Below are 19,537 nucleotides of genomic sequence, written 5' to 3'. Positions count from 1 at the left end.
TAAGTTATCTGCTTGGCAACTTGAGAGATGGCAACATGATTGTTTTGATTGGTTCGCAGAAAGGCGGCGTCGGCAAATCGACCATGGCGGTAAACATCGCCGGATATCTGATCCTGCAACAGAAGAAAACGGCCATTATCGTCGATGCCGACGATCAGAAATCCATCATGACCTGGTTCAACGACCGTCAGAATGTTGAAGGGCTTCCGCAGATCCCGGTGGTGGCAGCCTCAGGCAAGATTAAAGAAACCCTGCTGGAACTGAACCGTCACTACGATTATGTGATTGTCGATACCGCTGGCCGCGACAGCGCAGAATTACGCTCCGGTCTGCTGGCCGCCGATCTGTTCATCTCGCCGTTGCGCCCTTCGCAGATGGACCTGGATACCATCGGCTACCTGTCCGAGATGTTCTCCACCGCCCAGGAATACAATGAAAAGGTAAAAGGCCACATTGTGCTCAACCTGTGCCCAACCAATATCTTCATTAACGAAGCCAACGAAGCGGCCGAAGTGCTAAGCGAATACCCGGAACTGAAGTTGGTGAGCAACCGCCTGTGCGATCGCAAAATTTATCGCGATGCCTGGGGCGAAGCGCTAACCGTGCATGAAGCGCACAATGAAAAAGCGCAGCACGAAATCGAAAGCCTGGTAACAGAGGTGATCCTGTGAAAAAACGTACGCCAACCCACCGCATGTCGGAAGATGAATTTATCAACAGCGCCACTTCGCATACGTTGATTGTTCCCGCTCCTGCCGCCGTTGCCGAAAAGCCCCAGGGCCGTAAGCGCATTTATAAAGCGCTGTCCGTCAGCCTGACGGATAACCACGTGGAGATGATCGACGAAGTGATCGGTCATGCGGCGCGTAACGGCATCGTGCGCATCACCCGTTCTGATGTGATCAAGTTGGCCATCGACACTTTGGCCGACAAGAGCGAGGCGCAGTTGCTGGCCTTGCTAAAGAAGATTTGATCAACTCAATAACTCGCCAGCTTAACAAGTTAACAAACGAGTAAGCTGGCAAGATTAATAAGCAAGTTACCAAGCTGTCACGTTATTAAGCTATTAACTTAATGTTATTGATAGTAAAGCCTTAGTCTAACGCCAACATGCCCATACGCTGTAAAATCCTCTGCCCTCGAACGCCCAGAATAAAGGCTACCAACGCCTGCGCAGCCACGCAGCTTTCATCCAGTAGACACAATCCATAGGTCACTTTGAAGTCGATCACGGCTGGCAATCTACGTACTTTTAGCTGAGCGTAGGAGGCCAAGGTATCTGCATAGCTGGCGTAGCCAAGAAAGATATCTGCCAGACCTTCAGCAAGCAGATATTCCGCCGCCAACCGGCTCGCCGGTATTGGCGCAGAATCTGGCCCACCAACCAACGCCACTGCTCTGCTACGCAATGCGCTCCCCTGCCCCGGCAAGCAATGCTCCAGGCGATCGAACAGCTGTTGCGCATAGTCGCCGGAAGGATCGGCTACCGGTGTCGAGGTGCCAACACGCCATTGTGGGTCGCACAGCAACGTCAGCAAATCCGGCTGCGTTAACTCCGGGGTATTTCGCACCGTGGCGCATAGGCGATTGCGGGTAAACGGCTGTACCGCCTGCGCAAAGCCAAGTGCCACTAACCGCTGTGGATGTTCGAGATTGGCAGAGGCAAACACCTGCGGCCTTTTCCCCCGCTCAATCCGTTCCCGCAGCATCCCTGCCGGGCCAAAGGTGGCCTCGACCCGGTGACCGCTCTCCTGCTCAAACGCCGTCAACAGCGGAGAAAACGCCAGCCTCAGGCTTCCTGCGGCAAAAAGAGTAATGCTATTCACAATTGCGCTCCCGTTGGCTGTGGAAGATGGGCACCAACGTTTCCAACTGGCTGCCTGCAAAGGGAACGGATACCCGTTCAATCGGCAGATGGAACAGCGGCGAAAGATTGTCTGCCGTCAGAACCTGCTGGCAACTGCCCAACTGATGGCTCCCTTCTGCCCCCAGCAAGAGTGCACGGTCTGCCACGGCATGAGCATGATTAGGTTGGTGTGTCGAGAATATCACCGCCATCTGCCGTTCTCGTGCCAGTTGGTCGATCATGGTCAGCACCCGGTCCTGATGATGTAAGTCCAGTGCCGAGGTCGGCTCATCGAGGATCAGCACTTCACAGGCCATCGCCAACGCCCGGGCTATCAACACCAATTGGCGTTGCCCGCCGGAAAGGCTGCCAAACTCACGATCGGCAAATGCCTGCATATCCAGCGAATAAAGGGCCTGTTTGGCTAACTGATGATCCTCAGGCGAAGGCGAACGAAACAGCCCGACATGCCGAGCCCGGCCCATCAACACAATATCCAGCACCTTGTAGGCAAACGGCGGCGTGAAATACTGCGGCACAAACCCTAATCCGCAATGAACGACAACGCTCCCTTGCTGTAACGGCAAAGTGCCCAGCAAGAGTTGCATCAAGGTGCTTTTGCCACGCCCGTTGGGGCCAAGCACTGCCAGCACTTCCCCCCGCTTTAACTGCAAATCAAGTTGTTGGAACAACTTGGGTTGCCCTGGCCAACCAAAGCTCAGGTTGCTGACCTGTAGCAGCGTTTCAACCATTCCAACCCCTTACCTGCGCACGCTTTAACAGCAAGGCAAACAAAGGAGCGCCGATCAGAGCGGTGAGAATACCCAGAGGAATTTCACTGCTGCTTAAGCTGCGCGCCAAATCGTCGATCAGCACCATATACAGTGCTCCAAGGCACATCGCGGCAGGTAATAAACGCCGGTGGTCCGGCCCCACCAGCAGGCGGGCCAAATGCGGGATCAGCAACCCTACCCAGCCAATGCTGCCGCTGACTGCCACCTGTGCTGCCACAATCACCGCACACAGCATCAGGATCAGCCAACGAGTTCGTTCAACGTTAATCCCTAACGCAGCCGCATCCTCATCTCCCAATGAAAGCAGGTTGATACGCCAACGCAGGGCCAATAACAGGCCACCGGCCAGCAGTAGCGGCAGGAATAACATCAGCAACTTATGGCTATCCGCCGTCGCAAAGCTGCCTAGTAACCAGAATACGATGCTAGGCAGCTTCTCTTCGCTATCCGCCAGATACTGCACCAGGCTAACGCAGGCAGAGAAAAAGCCGCTAAGGATCACCCCGGCCAGCACCAAAGAAAGAATATTACGCCGAGCGATGGCGCTGGTGATGGCAAAAATCAGCAACAGCGCCAACATGCCAAAGACGAAAGCACTCAGCAACAGCACCAATACCGGCAGGCCAAGCAGGATCGCCAAAGCGCCACCAAAAGCAGCTCCAGAAGACACGCCGATAATATGTGGATCGACCAATGGGTTACGAAATACCCCTTGCAGTGCCGCTCCACAAAGCGCCAAGGCCGCCCCCGCCCCCATAGCCAACAGCACACGCGGCACACGCACGCCGAGGATCACCTGCCGTTCGATCGCCGTGATATCTGCATGCTGGCCGATAGCCGGTTCCAACAAAATCATCAGGCTATGACCCGCCGTGACCGGATAACGGCCAATACCCAGGGAGAGCAGCGCGCAGCAGGCCGTAAGCAGTAATAACAGCCCCAGTTTCATTTGCCGCTCTGGCAGCAACTGGCGCGGTAATAGCGTTGGTAGTAGGCGTCTACGTGCTGTTGCAGATCAACATCGGTGAAACGCTGTGGGTAGAGCGTTTTTGCCATCCACAATTCCCCAAGCGCCAATGCTTCCGGCATTGGATAGCCCCAGGCTTTAGCATATTCCGGCATCCGGTAAACCCGTTTGTGTTTTACCGCGTCAATCGCCTGCCACTGTGGCGAGGTGAGGATCTGCTGCACCACGTCGGAGTAACGTTCCTGCACAAAGATCACCGCCGGGTTCCACTTCAGCACGTCTTCGATGGAAACCTGCTTAAACCCCTGAATATCTTTGGCCGCTACGTTCACGGCACCGGCATGTTGCATCATCAGGCCGGTGTATTTACCCGAACCGTACGTAGTGAGATCCGGGTTAGCCATATAGACCCGCACCTGTTGATCCTCTGGAATATCATGCAAACGCCTAGCCACCAACGCGCGCTGTTGGAAAACATCTTTCACCATCGCATCCGCCTGCGCCTCACGGCCCATCACCTTGCCAATCAGGCGAATACCATCCTGCAGGCCAAGGTTATAAACCCGATCTTCATTTTCTATTACCGGATTGATTTTCCCAGCCTGAGCCGCTGGTTCACGGCGCAGCGAGATTGCCACCACCGGAATACCGGCACGTTCGATCTGGGCGATCATATCCGCCGGGGCATAGTTGGCCACAAACACGACCTGCGGGTGCAGAGCCAGCAGGCTTTCGATATTGACCGCCGTAAGATCGCCCGGCATGGGCATCTTGGCCAGGCTTGGAGCCAGCCGTAAATAGTTCGGCCCCAGCTGTTTCTGCCAACTGCTGAGCACGCCAACCACTTGCGGCATGGCGTCTAGCTGTACCAGCAGGTTTAACGTCTGATGCTGTAGCACCACGGCACGAGTAATGTGGTCCGGCAACGTCACGGTGCGGTTGAGTTGATCGGTAACCTGGCGATCCGCCAAGGCGGCGGATGAGAAAAGAAGAGCAAGCAGTAATAGACGTTTGAACATGGGCGTTTCCGGCGGGCTATCGTTATATACAAAATAATATAGCGATAGCCGCCATGAAACAATCTACCGGATCAAACAACGCATTGAAAAGGCAAATTGCTAACGGTTAACGGAGCGGGCAATGCGGGTATAGGTGTGGCGTACGCCGCGGATCGCCACGCTGTAGGCAAAGATATTCTCCGGCAACGCCAAGCCAAGATAGCCGGTATCACCAATATGATGCAGATCGGCCCCTGCCATTTTGCTCATCAGAGCAATCTGGCGAATGGTTTGCACATCGGCCCCCTCCTGAGAAGTGCCGATGGCGGTCATCGCCAGCGCGCCCTGTTGCTGAGTAAACGTAATCAGCGAGGCGACCTTTTCCTGCGACATGCCGGGGATGGTGCCCGGTGCTGGCAGCAGAACGATATCAGCTCCATTTTCTACAAACAGTGCGATATCTTGTTCAGTGATCAACTGACTGCCGCTTTCACGCACAATCCCGGCACCGTGCATTTTGCCGGTCACCAGCACCAGCTTATCGCCCACTTCGTCACGAATGTGCTTCAGCGCCTCTGCGATGGCCTGGTTGCTGACGCCGTTATTCGGGTTACCGGTCAAAACCACCATGCGAGCGCCAAGCTCATACAACTTTCGGGCGTTTTCCGCCGTGGCCGCGCGCCCCGCCGTCATCTGCCAGAACTCATTATGCGTGGTGGCAAACGCCGGATCGACGGCTTCCAGATTGACCCCGATGACGCGCCCGGTCAGCCGTTGCAGTTCGCGTATGGCATTCTCAGGCGGCACATCGCCAGGCAGCCCGGCAATGTGCGGCTGATTGACATCAAACAGGTTCAGCAGCAGGATGTCGGCCCCCTGGCTGGCGGCCAGCTCGGCATTGGTAACGTTATTGAGTAGCGGCTGAGTGACCGCGATGCTCTCACTGACCAAGATGCGCCCTTCGCTGGCACGGATGGCGTAGATCAGATCGTCTTTGCTGATGTTGGCCAGATCGCTGGCGCTACAGTCCAGATATCTTTTCATGATGCAATCTCCGGTGATTTTTATCGTGAACCACTTGGTATTTGATGAGGGGACATGGCGTCGGAGCCGGGATACCTTGTCCCCTCACAAACTTATTTCAGGATAAAGCTCTGCTGTTGCAGGTTGTCCGAGTCCAGGCCAACAAACACGTTGAATTTACCCGGCTCCGCGCCCCATTTCAGGCTGGCGTTATAAAACTTCAAATCGTCCTCGGTAATCGGTAATTCCACCCGCTGTTCCTGCCCGGCACGCAACGTCACCTTCTTGAAGTTACGCAGCTCCTTGATCGGGCGGCTGACCGAGGCGGTCACATCCTGCACATACAGCTGCACCACGGTGGCACCGTTATATTTACCGGTATTCTTCAGCATCACGCTGGCGGTGATTTTGCCGTCGCGCGCCATTTCGGGGCTGGAGAGCTTGAAGTCCGACAGGGCAAACTGGCTATAGCTCAGACCATACCCAAATGGATACAGCGGGCCATTCGGCGAATCAAAGTAACGCGAAGTGTACTTGCCCGGGTTTTCCTTGCCGAACGGTCGGCCAGTGTTGAGATGGTTGTAGTAAATCGGGATCTGCCCCACTGAGCGCGGGAAAGTCATTGGCAGCTTGCCGGAAGGGTTGTAGTCACCAAACAGCACGTCGGCGATGGCGTTACCGCCTTCGGTGCCGCTGTACCAGGTTTCCAGCATCGCATCTGCCTGTTCACTTTCCCAGCTCAATGCCAACGGACGGCCATTCATCAGCACCAGAACCAGCGGTTTACCCGTGGCTTTCAGCGCCGCGATCAGGTCACGCTGGCTTTGTGGAATGGTGATATCCGCCCGGCTGGAGGCTTCATGAGCCATCCCCTGCGCCTCACCCACTACCGCCACCACCACGTCGGCCTGTTTGGCGATCTTCACCGCTTCATCAATCATCTGTTGTGGCGGACGCGTGTCAAAGGCTACCGCAGGTTCATACTCGTTCAGATAATCAATAATGCTCTTGTCCTGAGTAATATTGGCCCCTTTGGCGTACAGGATGCTGGCCTTATCGCCCACCGCATTCTGCAACCCTTCACGCACGGTGATCGACTGCTTCACCACGCCTGCGGCTGACCAACTCCCCATAATATCGCGCTGGCTGTCGGCCATCGGCCCGATCAGCGCAATGGTACCCTGCTTTTGCAATGGCAGCGTCTGCTTGTCATTTTTCAGCAGCACCATCGTTTTACGGGCAATCACACGGGCTTCCGCACGGTGCAGACGGCTTTCGGCATTGGTATCCTGCGGGTCGGAACCAACCGGGCCAAGGTGGTTATACGGATCTTTAAACAGGCCCATATCATATTTGGTGTTCAGCACGTCGCGGCAGGCTCGGTCGATCTCACTTTCAGAAACCAAACCCTCCTTCACCAACCCCGGCAAGTATTGGTCGTAATACTCGTCGCTCATGCTCATGTCGACGCCGGAGGTGATCGCCAAGCGCACCGCGTCGCGCGCGTCCGCGGCCACGCCATGCTTAATCAACTCTTTAATCGCGCCGTGATCGCTAATGGTGATGCCTTTAAAGCCCCACTGGTCGCGCAGGAGATCTTTCAGCAACCATGGGTTGGCCGTCGCCGGTACGCCGTTGATTGAGTTTAACGAAACCATCACGCCACCGCTGCCAGCATCTACCGCCGCCTTATACGGCGGCAGGTAATCCTGATGCATACGCAACGGGCTCATATCGACGGTGTTATAGTCACGGCCGCCTTCAACTGCACCATACAAGGCGAAGTGCTTCACGCTGGCCATCACCGAACCCGGCTTGGACGGATCGCCATTCTGGTAGGCATCCACCATCACTTTGGCAATCTTCGATACCAGCCAGGTATCCTCACCGAACCCTTCGGAGACTCGGCCCCAACGCGGATCGCGGGTAATATCCACCATCGGCGAGAAGGTCATGTTCAGGCCGTCATCGCTGGCTTCCTGCGCTGAAACACGTCCGCTCAGGGCGATAGCCTCCAGATCAAAACTCGCCGCCAGCCCCAGGCTGATCGGGAATACGGTACGCTGGCCATGTACCACATCATAGGCAAAAAACAGCGGGATCTTCAGGCGGCTGAGCTGCATGGCCTGATCCTGCATGACGCGGATATCTGGCCGGGTCACGGTGTTGAAGATCGCCCCGATCTGGCCTTTGCTGATGCCGTCACGAATGGCCTCTTTCGGGTTATCTGGCCCAACGCTGATCAAACGTAGCTGGCCGATTTTCTCTTCCAGCGTCATCTGCTTCATCAGGTTGGAGACAAAGGCATCACGCTCCTGAGCATAGATCCCTTGGGTCACACTGCTTTCCTGCGCAAAAACCGGGCTGATAGCCAGGCCAGACAACATACTCACCACACAAAGCCATTTCATAGTTTGATTCTCAGGCACGTCCCCGCCGGCAATGTCGGCCAGGAGGCATTAATAGATGTGAGCACGCAGTTTGCCATACTCTTTTTGTTTGCAGAATCAATTCGTCTGCGTTGTTGTTAGCAGATGATGCAATCTGCTCCGGCTAGCTTGCGCCTCTGCCCCTAGCCACTCCACCAGCCGGGTTAAGGCCGCAGGCACCACCGCATGTTCGGGGTAAACCAGATAATAGGCGGCACCGCTGACCACGCTGATCGGGAACGGCGTAATAATGCGATTGGCCTGAATATCCTCCTCTAGCAGGCACAAATCGCCAATGGCGATACCACAGCCCTGTAATGCGGCGCTCATCGCCAGATCGAGCGTATCAAAATGCTGTGACTTGGCAGAGGGCAACGCCGTCTGCCCCGCCGCTTTCAACCATAGCAACCAATCACGGCGATCGCGCGTAGGATGCAGCAAGGTTGTCTCCGCCAGATCGGCAGGTTCTGGTGGCCGATCCAGGCCAGGCAGATAGTTCGGCGTGCAGACCGGCGTCAGGATCTCATCAAACAGATGGTGCACCACCAGCCGTTTGCCCTGAGGTTTGCCAAACACCACCGCCGCATCAAAATGCTCGCTGCCAAAATCCAGCCCGTGCGATACCGACGCAGTCAGTTCGATATGCATCTCTGGCCGTTCATTCTGCAGGCGAATAATGCGCGGCAATACCCAGCGCATCGCACAGGTTGGGCATTTGACGCGTAGCGTACCCGGCTGCTCCCCGGCCTTGGCCAGCGCTTGCGCCAATTGCTCTAACGCCAGTTGTACCGGTGCCAACAGCAGCGCGCCCTGTGGCGTCAGCGTTAACCCACGCGCGCGGCGGCTAAACAGCGGATAACCCAGTTGCTGTTCCAAACCCAGGATCTGGCGGCTGACCGCGCCCTGCGTCAGATGCAGCGTCTGGGCGGCATGGGTGAAATTGAGACGCTCAGCGACCACCACAAAGGTTTTCAGCACGTCGAGCGACGGTAGCGATGTTTGCATAATAAATCCCGATACCTGCATTTATTTTCACTATCAGCCATGATCTGGCTGCATGGCAAGCATGACGAATTTTCTCTTGTTAGCCCATCCTAACTGATGCTTAATCATTCGACACTCGATTCTTTTGCCAGGAGCCCCCCATGCACAGCGCCTGTTCGCAACGTTCGAAACTGCCGGACGTTGGCACTACCATTTTCACTGTGATTGGCCAACTGAGCGCCGAACATCAAGCCCTGAATCTGTCGCAGGGCGCCCCCAATTTTGCCTGTGATGTGCAACTGGTTGAGGACGTTGCCCAAGCCATGCGTGCAGGTCATAACCAGTACGCCCCGATGAGCGGCGTAGCGGCACTGCGTCATGCACTGGCGGAAAAAGTTGAGCGGCTGTATGGCGCCCACTATGACGCCGACGACGAAATCACGGTGATCGCCAGCGCCAGCGAAGGGTTGTACTCCGCCATCAGCGCGCTGGTCCATCCCGGCGATGAGGTGATCTATTTCGAACCTGCCTTCGACAGCTACGCCCCGATTGTGCGTCTGCAGGGGGCGACCCCGGTTGCCATCAAGCTTTCACTGCAAGATTTAACCATCGACTGGAATGAGGTGGCGGCGGCAATCAACAGCAAAACGCGGATGATCATCGTCAACAGCCCGCACAACCCTACCGGCAGCGTATTCGATGAACACGATATCGAGCGCTTGACTGCCCTGACCCACAATACCGATATCGTCATTCTTTCCGATGAAGTGTATGAGCACGTGGTGTTTGATGGTGGCATTCACCACAGCATGGCCTGCCATCCTGCTCTGGCAGAGCGCAGCGTGATCGTCTCTTCCTTTGGCAAGACCTATCACGTCACCGGTTGGCGCGTCGGTTACTGCATGGCACCGGCAGCGCTGATGGACGAAATCCGCAAGGTGCACCAATTTATGGTGTTCTCTGCCGATACCCCGATGCAATACGCCTTTGCCGCCGCCCTGAATAATCCACAGAGCTACCTGGGGTTGGCGGAGTTCTACCAGCAAAAGCGCGATCTGCTGGCAGCCGCGTTGCAAAAATCACGCTTTGAGTTACTGCCCAGCCGTGGCAGCTTCTTTATGTTGGCCCGCTTTAGCGGTTTCAGTCATGAAAGCGACAACGACTTTGCGGTCCGTTTGATCCGCGAAGCCAAGGTGGCCACCATCCCGCTGTCGGCGTTCTACAGCGACGGCACTGATACCGGCATTATCCGGCTTAGTTTCTCGAAAGATAATGACACCCTGCTGGAAGGCGCTCGCCGTCTGTGTCAGGTGTGATCCATTGATTTTTACCATGGGGAAGCAACAACAATGAAAAAAGCACTGAAAACGCTGATCGCGGCGGGATGTTTACTGGCAGCCGGTTCCACACTAGCGGCAGAGAATAGCCTGCGTTTTGGGCTTGAAGCCCTGTATCCGCCTTTCGAGTCCAAATCCGCCAGCGGCCAGTTGGAAGGCTTTGATATCGATCTGGGTAACGCCGTGTGCGCCGCCGCACAGGTCAAATGCAGTTGGGTAGAAACCTCGTTCGACAGCCTGATCCCGGCGTTGCAGGCCCGCAAATTTGACGTGATTAACTCGGCGATGAACGTCACCGAGCAGCGCAGGCAGGCGATTGCGTTTACCGATTCGATTTATCAGGTGCCAAACCGCCTGATTGCCAAGGCCGACAGCGGCCTGCAACCCGATGCCAAATCGCTGGCGGGTAAGCACGTCGGCGTGTTGCAGGGTTCCATTCAGGAAAACTATGCCAAGGCACACTGGGCACCGGAAGGGATTGATGTCGTATCCTATCAGGATCAAAACCAGGTCTATCTGGATCTGACCGCTGGCCGCCTGGATGCCACCTTGATCATGGCCCCTGCCGGGCAGAGCGGTTTCCTGGCGCATCCGGATGGTAAAGGCTTCGCGTTTGTTGGCGATGCGGTACAGGACGATAAAATCCTGGGCGAAGGGATCGCCTTCGGCCTGCGTAAAGATGACACCGCGACGCTGAAAAAGCTCAACGACGCCATCGCCAAGGTGAAGCAGCAAGGCACCATTGGCGAGCTGTCCAAGAAGTACTTTGGCGATATCGATGTCACGGTGAAGTAAACCGTTGTCTTCTGGCACTCTTCAACTCGGAGAGTGCCAGGAAAACGCCATTTACTTGCTGTCAAATACCGAACTGTTCAACCCGCGATCCTGCTGATGCCGCTCCAGCGCCAGTTCAATCAATATGGTGATCAGTTGGCTATAGCTCACCCCGCTGGCTCCCCACAGTTTTGGATACATGCTGATATTGGTGAAACCGGGCAACGTATTAATTTCGTTGATAATCACGTTATTGTCCGGCGTCAGGAACACGTCGACGCGCGCCATACCCAGGCAATCCAGCGCCTTGAAGGCTTGCAATGCCACCTCGCGGATTTTATCGCTGACGTCCTGATCGATCGCCGCCGGTACCACCACCTGCGCGCCTTGCTCATTAATGTATTTGGTGTCGTAAGAGTAGAACTCATCGCTCAGGACGATTTCGCCACAGACGCTGGCCTGTGGATTGTCGTTGCCCAATACCGCGCATTCGATCTCACGGCCAACAATAGCCGACTCTACCAGCACTTTATGGTCGAAGCTGAATGCCAAGGCGATGGCCTTTTCGAACTCAGCCTGGTCATGCACCTTGCTGACGCCAACGGAGGAGCCCTGGTTCGCCGGTTTAACAAACAGCGGTAACCTCAGGCTCTCACTTAATTGAGCAAAGCTGTACTTGTTGCGGTTGGAACGCGTCAGCGTGACGAACGGCGCTACTGACAGCCCGGCATCCCGCAGCAGACGTTTGGTGACGTCTTTGTCCATGCTGACGGCGGAGCCCAGCACACCCGCCCCCACGAACGGCATATTCGCCATGCGCAGCAGCCCTTGCAGCGAGCCATCCTCCCCCAAGGTGCCGTGGACGATCGGGAACACCACATCAAGCTGCCCCAAAGCACCGGCACCGTCGGCTTCAATCAGTTGCTGTTTCTCATACCCAGGGACCAACGCCACGTTTTTATTCGAGTGGTTCAGCGCGATCAACGCCGGGTTTTCCGCATTCAGCAGGAAGTTGGAGGCATCGTTAAGGTGCCACTGCCCCTGCTTATCAATGCCCAACAGCGTGACGTCAAACTTCTCTTTGTCGATGGCATCCAGAATATTTTTTGCCGACTGCAGCGAAACCTCATGCTCCGCCGATTTGCCCCCAAAGATCACCCCAACACGTAGTTTAGTCACGCCTTAAATCCTTCTTAAAAAAGTCATGGCAACAAAGCCGACGATCACAATAAACGCATTGTGCGACCCCGGCAATGACCATTGGGCCTAAAATGCCTGCGCCACAGAATGCCAAACCCACAGCATCCAAAACGTATACACTCCGTATATTGTTCACTTACGGAGTCGGCTATGGGGATTGTAAAAATCTCGGAGACGCTACATGACGATCTCAGGCTCGCCAGCCTGACCATGTCGCGTTCTATCAACGCACAGGCAGAACACTGGATCAGGATCGGCATGCTGGCAGAGCTGAACCCAGAGCTAACCTATCCTCAACTGGTAAAGAAAATGATGAAAGATAATGCGCTGACGCTGAAGGAGATTGTTGGGTGAAAGATATTGTGATTAAAACGCCGCAGGAGATTGCCATCATGCGCCACTCCGGCGCGCTGCTGGCCAAGGTGTTTGCCATGCTCGATGAGGTGATCCGCGAAGGCATCACCACCATGGAGATCAATGACCGTACCGAAGCCTTTATCGTCAATGAGCTGAAATCACGCCCTGCCAGCAAGGGCCAGTATGATTTCCCCTACGTGCTTAATACCTCGATCGACGAGGTGATCTGCCACGGTATCCCGTCGGCCAGCAAAATTCTGCGCTCGGGGATGATCGTCAATGTCGATATCACTTTGGAAAATAATGGTTTTATTGCCGATTCCAGCAAGATGTATTGCATCGGTCAAACCACCCCGCTCGCCAAGCGCCTGGTCAACAATGTCTACGAGTCAATGTGGCAAGGTATTCGGGCTGTGAAACCCGGTGCTACGCTGGGTGACATCGGCCACGCCATACAGCAACATGCAGAACAGGCGGGTTATAGCGTAGTACGGGAATATTGTGGGCATGGCATTGGCCGTGAAATGCACGAAGGCCCAGCGGTGCTACACTTCGGCCTGCCCGGCACCGGCACGGTGTTGCAGGAAGGGATGGTGTTTACCATCGAACCGATGATTAACCAGGGCGACCACCGCATCAAACAGAAGAAAGATGGCTGGACCGTGGTCACCCGTGATAAAAAACTTTCTGCCCAATGGGAGCACACCGTGGCTGTGACCGCTGACGGCGTGGAGATCCTGACGTTGCGTGCAGAAGAACGTGAGGCGGGATATCAGGAACGCTATTAAACATTAAACCCCGTTGCAACCCGGCGGGGACATGGAGATGGGCATGACGCAGGCATTTATCACTCAGTTGAAGAGTATCGTTGGCAACGCGCAAGTGCTGACCGGCGAGCGTAGCACCGAACGTTATCGCAAAGGTTTCCGCTCCGGCGGTGGCAAGGCATTGGCCGTAGTGTTCCCCACCCGTCTGCTGCAACTGTGGCAGATCCTGCAAGCCTGCGTTGCCGCCGATAAGATTGTCATTATGCAGGCGGCCAACACCGGCTTGACCGAAGGCTCTACCCCCAGCGGCCAGGATTATGACCGTGAGATTGTCATTGTCAGCACCCTGCGGCTCGATCATATTCAAGTATTGGATAACGGCAAGCAGGTGGTCGGCTTCCCTGGCAGCACGCTCAATAAGCTGGAGAGGTTACTGAAACCTTATGGCCGTGAACCGCACTCGGTGATCGGTTCTTCCTGCATCGGCGCCTCGGTGATCGGGGGAATATGCAACAACTCCGGTGGGGCGCTGGTCAAGCGCGGCCCAGCCTATACCGAAATGGCGCTGTACGCCAAGCTGGACGCCGATGGCCAGTTACGGTTGGTCAATCATCTGGGGATTAACCTGGGCGATACGCCGGAAGAGATCCTTACGCGGTTGGAAAAGGGCGATTACCGGCCAACGGATGTTGAACATGGCGAACTGCGCGCTTCGGATAATGAATACGCCAGCCGGGTGCGCGATGTGGATGCCGATACCCCTTCCCGCTTTAATGCCGATAAACGCCGCCTGTTCGAGGCTTCCGGCTGTGCCGGGAAGCTGGCAGTGTTTGCAGTGCGTCTGGACACCTTTGCCAAAGAAGACAAGGAACAGGTGTTCTATATCGGCACCAACGACACCGCAGTTTTGACCGAGCTGCGCCGCCATATGCTGAGCCAGTTTGAAAACCTGCCGGTGGCCGGGGAATATATGCACCGCGATATTTTCGATATCGCCGAGGTGTATGGCAAAGACACCTTTATGATGATCGACAAACTGGGCACCGATCAAATGCCGCGTTTCTTCACCCTGAAAGGCCGGGTGGATGCCACACTGAACAAACTGCCACTGATACCGCACAACCTCACCGATAACCTGATGCAGAAGCTGAGCAAGCTGGCCCCTAACCATCTGCCGCCGCGCATGAAAGAATATCGCCAACGCTTTGAACACCATCTGCTGCTGAAAATGGCCGGCCCAGGCGTAGAGGAAGCCCAGCAGTATCTGCAAAGCTATTTTGCCCAGGCCAACGGTGACTTTTTCGTCTGCACGCCTGAAGAAGGTAAGAAAGCGTTCCTGCACCGCTTTGCCGCAGCGGGCGCCGCCGTGCGCTATCACGCGGTACATGCCGATCAGGTCGAGGACATTCTGGCGCTGGATATCGCCCTGCGCCGCAACGATACCGAGTGGTTCGAAACCCTGCCGCCAGAGATCGACAACCAACTGGTGCACAAGCTGTATTACGGCCACTTTATGTGCCACGTGTTCCACCAGGATTACGTGGTGAAAAAAGGCGCGGACAGCCATGCGCTGAAAGAACAGATGTTGGCGATCCTCAATCAGCGTGGTGCGGAGTATCCGGCCGAGCACAACGTCGGCCATCTGTATCATGCCAAGCCGGATTTGCAGGCTTTCTATCAGGATGCCGATCCTACCAACAGTTTTAATCCCGGCATTGGCAAAACCAGCAAGCAAAAACACTGGGGTAACAACATTCAGTAACATTTTATCCTATCCCCTCACCCCAACCCTCTCCCACAGGGAGAGGGAGCTGGTAGAGCCTGCCCTTTTGGGAGCAAAGGATCATCTCAGCACACTCGTATTAAGCCTCTGCATGCGGGGCGCTAGCGCGTTATCGCTCTTTATGCCCCTGTTCTTCTGCCCAGTCGTCTAGACTTAATGTTCTGAATAAGGCGTCTGTCAGGCGTCAACATGAGCGACGAAAGGAGCACTTCATGCCATACCAGACAGTAAACCCCTTTAACAATCAGCTAATTAAAGAATATACCCCGCATAACGACGATCAGGTGGAGCTGGCGCTGGCCCAGGCCGATGCGCTGTATCATTCCGACTGGGCCAAGGGTGAAATCATCCAGCGCCTACCCGTGTTGCATAAGCTGGCCGATCTCATGGAGAGCCGGGTGGAGGAACTGGCGAACATTGCCAGCGTTGAGATGGGTAAGCTGATCGAGCAAAGCCGTGGCGAAGTAAAACTGTGTGGCCAGATTGCCCGTTACTATGCCAATAATGCGCAAAAATTCCTGGCCCCGGTAAGCTATGAGTCCAGCCTGGGTGAGGCCTGGGTCGAGCATCATCCCATTGGGGTGTTGATGGCGGTCGAACCTTGGAACTTCCCTTTTTACCAACTGATGCGTGTGCTCGCCCCTAACCTGGCGGCCGGTAATCCGGTATTGGTCAAACACGCCAGCATCGTGCCACACTGCGCCGAAGCGTTCGAAAAGCTGGTGCATGAGGCCGGGGCGCCCAAAGGCGCCTATACCAACCTGTATATTTCCCAAGACCAGGTGGCCAATATCATCGCCGACGATCGGGTGCAGGGCGTAGCACTGACTGGCTCGGAGAAAGCAGGTAGCATCGTGGCAGCTCAGGCGGCCAAGAAGCTGAAAAAGGCCACGCTGGAACTGGGAGGTAACGACGTTTTTGTCGTGCTCGACGATTGCGATCTCGAGAAGGCCGTTAAAGTCGGCGCCCAGGCGCGACTGAACAATGCCGGGCAGGTCTGCACCGCCGCCAAGCGTTTTATCGTGCAGGAGAAAGTGGCGAAAGCGTTCCTGCAACAGCTCACGGAGCATTTCAAGAATGTGAAAATGGGCGATCCACTGGATGAAACCACCACCTTAGGGCCGCTATCTTCCAAGTCGGCTCTGGAAGGGTTAACCGAGCAGGTCAATGAGGCGGTGAAACAAGGGGCCAAACTGCACCTGGGCGGCAAGGCGTTACAGCATGAAGGTAACTTCTTTGAACCCACCATTCTCACGCATATCAGCCGCGATAACCCGGCCTATTTCACCGAGTTCTTCGGCCCGGTGGCGCAGGTCTATGTGGTGAGCGATGACGAGGAGATAGTGAAACTGGCCAACGACTCCCACTACGGGCTTGGCGGGGCCATCTTCAGCACGGATATTGAACGAGCCAAAAAGCTGGCCTCACGCATTGAAACCGGCATGGTGTATATCAACTCCTTGACCGATACCGCGCCTGAGCTGCCGTTTGGCGGCGTGAAACGTTCCGGCTTTGGGCGCGAGCTGTCAGATCTGGGGATTAAGGAGTTTGTGAACCAGAAGCTGGTGATGGTAAGCCATAGCTGAGTTTTTATACTCGAGGGACGCTAAGCGGGCGCAGTATCCTGCGCCCACTATAAAAATCAATCAGTTAGTTTAGCCAACCCTGCGACGGCCATTTCAAGATAGGTGCGTGGGCAGCCGAGATTGATGCGGATAAACCCCTCCCCTTGCTCGCCAAATCCACAGCCCATCGAAGGCGCAATTTTGGCCTGTTGACGCATGGCTAGCTGCAAAGCATCATCATCCAACCCCAGCGCACGGCAATCCAGCCAGGCCAGATAGGTGCCTTGTGTTGATATTATCCGGCACCATGGAGCCGCCTGCTCCAATGCCTGTGTAAACCAGCGCCGGTTCTCAGCCAAATAAGCCAACAGGGCATCAAGCCACGGACCGCCCTGCTGGTAAGCCGCCGTTGCTGCCGTCATGGCAAGCGCGTTGAAAACGTCTAACCCATGCGCATTGAGCCGTTCGACAAATTGTTCACGTAGCGCCGTATTCGGGATCAGGAAATTGGAGATGCGCAGCGACGACAACCCAAAGGTTTTACTGGCAGAGGTGGCTACAATCACCCGATCGTGCCACTGCGGCCCCAGGTGTAACACCGAGGTAAAGCGCTCATCTGGCAGGATCAAATCCGCCCAGATCTCATCAGAGATCACCGTCACCCCATGTTGCTGGCATAGCGTCAGCAATTGCGTCAGTTCCTGCGGGTTCCAGCAGCGGCCGGTTGGGTTATGCGGATTGCACAGCACCAGCAACGGCGGCTTTTCCCGCTGCAACATATCGGCCAACTGGATAAAGTCAAAGTGATACTCCCCTTCCCGCTCCTGCAGTGGGTTCTCTAGTACCCGCCGACCATTGAGAGCGATCACCTTCTTGAAGGAGCCATAAAAAGGCCCCTGCACCACGACGCCATCACCGGGCTGGCTGAGCATCTGGATCAGCAGAGCAATCCCCGGCACAACCCCTTCGATCGAGGTAAACCATTGCCGTTCCAGCGGCAGTTGGTGACGTTGGGCAAACCACTCTATAGCCGCCCGGTAGTAAACTTCGTCACGTTCGCTATAGCCAAATACGCCATGATCGACACGCGCATGCAGAGCCTGCTGCACTGCTGGCGGGCAAGGAAAGTCAAAGTCTGATACCCACATCGGCAACAGGTCGGTTTCATGCAATTGCAGATAATGCCCCATGAAATCCCATTTTACCGAGCTGGTATGGTGGCGATCGACCACCTGGTTGAAATCAGGCTGTTTCATTTGGCATCTCCTGCTGTTGAGCCTCTGGCGTCACTCTGGCGATGCCAAAACCGGTAAAGCCGTAAATCAAGGCGAAGAAGACCGCCGCGTAACACTGCACCGCCCAAGGCAGCAGATCCAGCGTGTTCACTCCCAACGTGGTGGCCATATAAACACCGGCCGCTGTCCAGGGAATGAGGGGCTCAATCACCGTACCGGCATCTTCAATGGTGCGTGACAGGTTGGTGTTATCCAATCCCATGCGGCGATAAGCATCCTTATACAGCTCAGCAGGAATGAGCAGCGCCAGTTTGCCGTCGCTGGTCGCTCCGGTGACCAGGATGGTGGTCCCCACCGTGGCGGCAATCAGTTGGCCGGTGGTGCGTACCACTTTCAGCAACCGGTTGATAATCACCGTCAGCGCACCGGTCAAGGTCAGCGCACCGGCAAACGAGAAGGCACAGAGTACCAGCAGGATGGTGCTCATCATTGAGAACATGCCCCCCCGGTTAAGCAAGCGCGGAACATCGGCGATCACACCGCTGATATCATGCCCGCGTTCAGCAAACATCGACAGGTTGAAGCCGTCCATCAGCGCGTTCAGGCCCTGTTTCAGGCTAAAGCCCTGCATCACCACGGCGAGGCCGATCGCTAGCACACAGGCTGCCAGCATGACCGGGATCACCGGTCGTTTGGTTACCGCCCCCCACAGCACCAGCACCGGCGGCAGGATCAGCAGCAGGTTGAAATGATATAGGCTTTCCAGCCCAACAATGATGTCAGTGACCCGCTGTGGCGTGGCAACCGTTCCCACCACGCTGCTATGACCGGCGATCAGGTAAACGGTGGCTGCCAGCACAAAGCTGGGCAGTGTGGTGTACATCAGGTGTTTGATATGCGCATAGAGATCGGTTTCGGCCACGATGGCGGCAAAGTTGGTCGAATCCGACAGCGGAGAGATTTTATCGCCGAAATAGGCCCCGGAAACCACCGCGCCAGCCGCCGCAGCCAACGGCACATCCAGCCCCGCAGCAACGCCCATCAGCGCAACGCCGACGGTCCCCGCAGACCCCCATGAGGTGCCGGTACAGACGGAGATCACGCTGGTGAGGAAAAAGGCCGCGATCAGAATATATTGCGGGCTGATCACTTTCAGCCCCCAGTACACCATATAAGGAATGGTGCCGCTGATCATCCAGGTACCAATCAGCCCGCCGACGCAGATCAGGATCATGATCACCGGCATAGCCTTCGCCAGTTTGCTGACGATCGAGTTGATAATGTCATCCCAGCTGTAGCCCTGCCACAGTGCCAACCCGGCAGCAACGGCCGCCGAAAGCAGTAACAGCGGTTCAATACGTAATTCCCACACCCCATAGCCGACGATCAACAGCGTCAGCATGGCAACGATCGGCAGCAAAGCCAGCCAAAGGTTGAGCGTTTTCTTACCATCCATAGGTCACCCCGAATTGTTATTG

The 19,537-nt window shown here is 55.8% G+C and carries 18 protein-coding genes; 8 read left to right on the top strand and 10 right to left on the bottom strand.

The genetic code is table 11. The features are described 5' to 3' along the window. The first annotated feature begins 35 nt into the window (after window positions 1-35). Together KGP17_RS08100 and KGP17_RS08095 are read left to right on the top strand one after the other, a co-directional pair. Complete coding sequence (locus tag KGP17_RS08100; RefSeq protein WP_021805185.1) at window positions 36-671, top strand: division plane positioning ATPase MipZ; 636 nt, start codon at window positions 36-38, stop codon at window positions 669-671. Then, window positions 668-973: a hypothetical protein gene (locus tag KGP17_RS08095; protein WP_021805186.1), complete on the top strand. Its 306-nt coding sequence runs from the start codon at window positions 668-670 to the stop codon at window positions 971-973. The genes KGP17_RS08100 and KGP17_RS08095 overlap by 4 nt, the downstream gene beginning before the upstream one ends. 121 nt (window positions 974-1,094) lie before the next feature. Here the strand turns inward: KGP17_RS08095 and KGP17_RS08090 are convergent, their stop codons facing one another. From KGP17_RS08090 to KGP17_RS08060, 7 genes are all read right to left on the bottom strand, one after another. Continuing rightward, a complete protein-coding gene (locus tag KGP17_RS08090) occupies window positions 1,095-1,826 on the bottom strand; it encodes a substrate-binding domain-containing protein (RefSeq protein WP_037375101.1) in 732 nt (243 codons plus the stop codon). Continuing rightward, the gene (locus KGP17_RS08085) at window positions 1,819-2,598 is read right to left on the bottom strand and encodes an ABC transporter ATP-binding protein (protein WP_037375102.1); all 780 of its coding nucleotides are present in this window, start codon (window positions 2,596-2,598) and stop codon (window positions 1,819-1,821) included. The genes KGP17_RS08090 and KGP17_RS08085 overlap by 8 nt, the downstream gene beginning before the upstream one ends. Further along, a complete protein-coding gene (locus tag KGP17_RS08080) occupies window positions 2,591-3,589 on the bottom strand; it encodes an iron ABC transporter permease (protein WP_021805187.1) in 999 nt (332 codons plus the stop codon). Before KGP17_RS08080 ends, KGP17_RS08085 begins: the two co-directional genes overlap by 8 nt. Then, a complete protein-coding gene (locus KGP17_RS08075; protein WP_223499137.1) occupies window positions 3,586-4,626 on the bottom strand; it encodes an ABC transporter substrate-binding protein in 1,041 nt (346 codons plus the stop codon). Before KGP17_RS08075 ends, KGP17_RS08080 begins: the two co-directional genes overlap by 4 nt. Before the next feature lie 99 nt (window positions 4,627-4,725). Further along, entirely contained in the window at window positions 4,726-5,649 is a 924-nt protein-coding gene (locus KGP17_RS08070; RefSeq protein WP_021805189.1) for a dihydrodipicolinate synthase, read from the bottom strand. 92 nt (window positions 5,650-5,741) lie between these two features. Continuing rightward, window positions 5,742-8,039 (bottom strand): beta-glucosidase BglX, encoded by a 2,298-nt coding sequence (gene bglX, locus KGP17_RS08065; RefSeq protein ID WP_037375104.1) that lies wholly within the window; start codon window positions 8,037-8,039, stop codon window positions 5,742-5,744. A gap of 96 nt (window positions 8,040-8,135) precedes the next feature. After that, on the bottom strand, window positions 8,136-9,062 hold the full coding sequence (locus KGP17_RS08060; RefSeq protein ID WP_039995865.1) for a LysR substrate-binding domain-containing protein: 927 nt from the start codon (window positions 9,060-9,062) through the stop codon (window positions 8,136-8,138). 140 nt (window positions 9,063-9,202) lie between these two features. Here KGP17_RS08060 and KGP17_RS08055 point away from each other — a divergent pair, with 140 nt between their 5' ends. Together KGP17_RS08055 and KGP17_RS08050 are read left to right on the top strand one after the other, a co-directional pair. After that, window positions 9,203-10,357 (top strand): pyridoxal phosphate-dependent aminotransferase, encoded by a 1,155-nt coding sequence (locus KGP17_RS08055; protein WP_021805192.1) that lies wholly within the window; start codon window positions 9,203-9,205, stop codon window positions 10,355-10,357. Window positions 10,358-10,390: 33 nt separating this feature from the next. After that, entirely contained in the window at window positions 10,391-11,173 is a 783-nt protein-coding gene (locus KGP17_RS08050; RefSeq protein ID WP_223499136.1) for an ABC transporter substrate-binding protein, read from the top strand. Between the two features lie 51 nt (window positions 11,174-11,224). Here KGP17_RS08050 and ddlA read toward each other — a convergent pair whose 3' ends face one another. After that, on the bottom strand, window positions 11,225-12,331 hold the full coding sequence (ddlA, locus tag KGP17_RS08045) for a D-alanine--D-alanine ligase (protein ID WP_094982991.1): 1,107 nt from the start codon (window positions 12,329-12,331) through the stop codon (window positions 11,225-11,227). A 171-nt stretch (window positions 12,332-12,502) separates the two neighbouring features. On the opposite strand from ddlA, the gene KGP17_RS08040 reads away from it, so the two are divergent. From KGP17_RS08040 to KGP17_RS08025, 4 genes are all read left to right on the top strand, one after another. Next, complete coding sequence (locus tag KGP17_RS08040) at window positions 12,503-12,706, top strand: ParD-like family protein (protein ID WP_024527427.1); 204 nt, start codon at window positions 12,503-12,505, stop codon at window positions 12,704-12,706. Further along, window positions 12,703-13,497, top strand: coding sequence for a type I methionyl aminopeptidase (gene map, locus KGP17_RS08035; RefSeq protein WP_021180434.1), 795 nt, complete (start codon window positions 12,703-12,705; stop codon window positions 13,495-13,497). The genes KGP17_RS08040 and map overlap by 4 nt, the downstream gene beginning before the upstream one ends. Before the next feature lie 43 nt (window positions 13,498-13,540). Continuing rightward, window positions 13,541-15,238, top strand: coding sequence for a D-lactate dehydrogenase (gene dld, locus KGP17_RS08030; RefSeq protein ID WP_021805196.1), 1,698 nt, complete (start codon window positions 13,541-13,543; stop codon window positions 15,236-15,238). 233 nt (window positions 15,239-15,471) lie between these two features. Then, complete coding sequence (locus tag KGP17_RS08025; RefSeq protein ID WP_223499135.1) at window positions 15,472-16,845, top strand: NAD-dependent succinate-semialdehyde dehydrogenase; 1,374 nt, start codon at window positions 15,472-15,474, stop codon at window positions 16,843-16,845. A 56-nt stretch (window positions 16,846-16,901) separates the two neighbouring features. Here KGP17_RS08025 and KGP17_RS08020 read toward each other — a convergent pair whose 3' ends face one another. Both KGP17_RS08020 and nhaC read right to left on the bottom strand, forming a co-directional pair. Beyond that, window positions 16,902-18,080: a MalY/PatB family protein gene (locus KGP17_RS08020; protein ID WP_223499134.1), complete on the bottom strand. Its 1,179-nt coding sequence runs from the start codon at window positions 18,078-18,080 to the stop codon at window positions 16,902-16,904. After that, entirely contained in the window at window positions 18,067-19,515 is a 1,449-nt protein-coding gene (nhaC, locus tag KGP17_RS08015; protein WP_021805199.1) for a Na+/H+ antiporter NhaC, read from the bottom strand. The genes KGP17_RS08020 and nhaC overlap by 14 nt, the downstream gene beginning before the upstream one ends. Window positions 19,516-19,537: the final 22 nt, after the last annotated feature.

Origin of the sequence: Serratia sp. JSRIV001, from assembly GCF_019968745.1 — a bacterium.
Classification (GTDB): domain Bacteria; phylum Pseudomonadota; class Gammaproteobacteria; order Enterobacterales; family Enterobacteriaceae; genus Chania; species Chania fonticola_B.
This window is presented reverse-complemented; position numbering and strand designations above follow the sequence as displayed.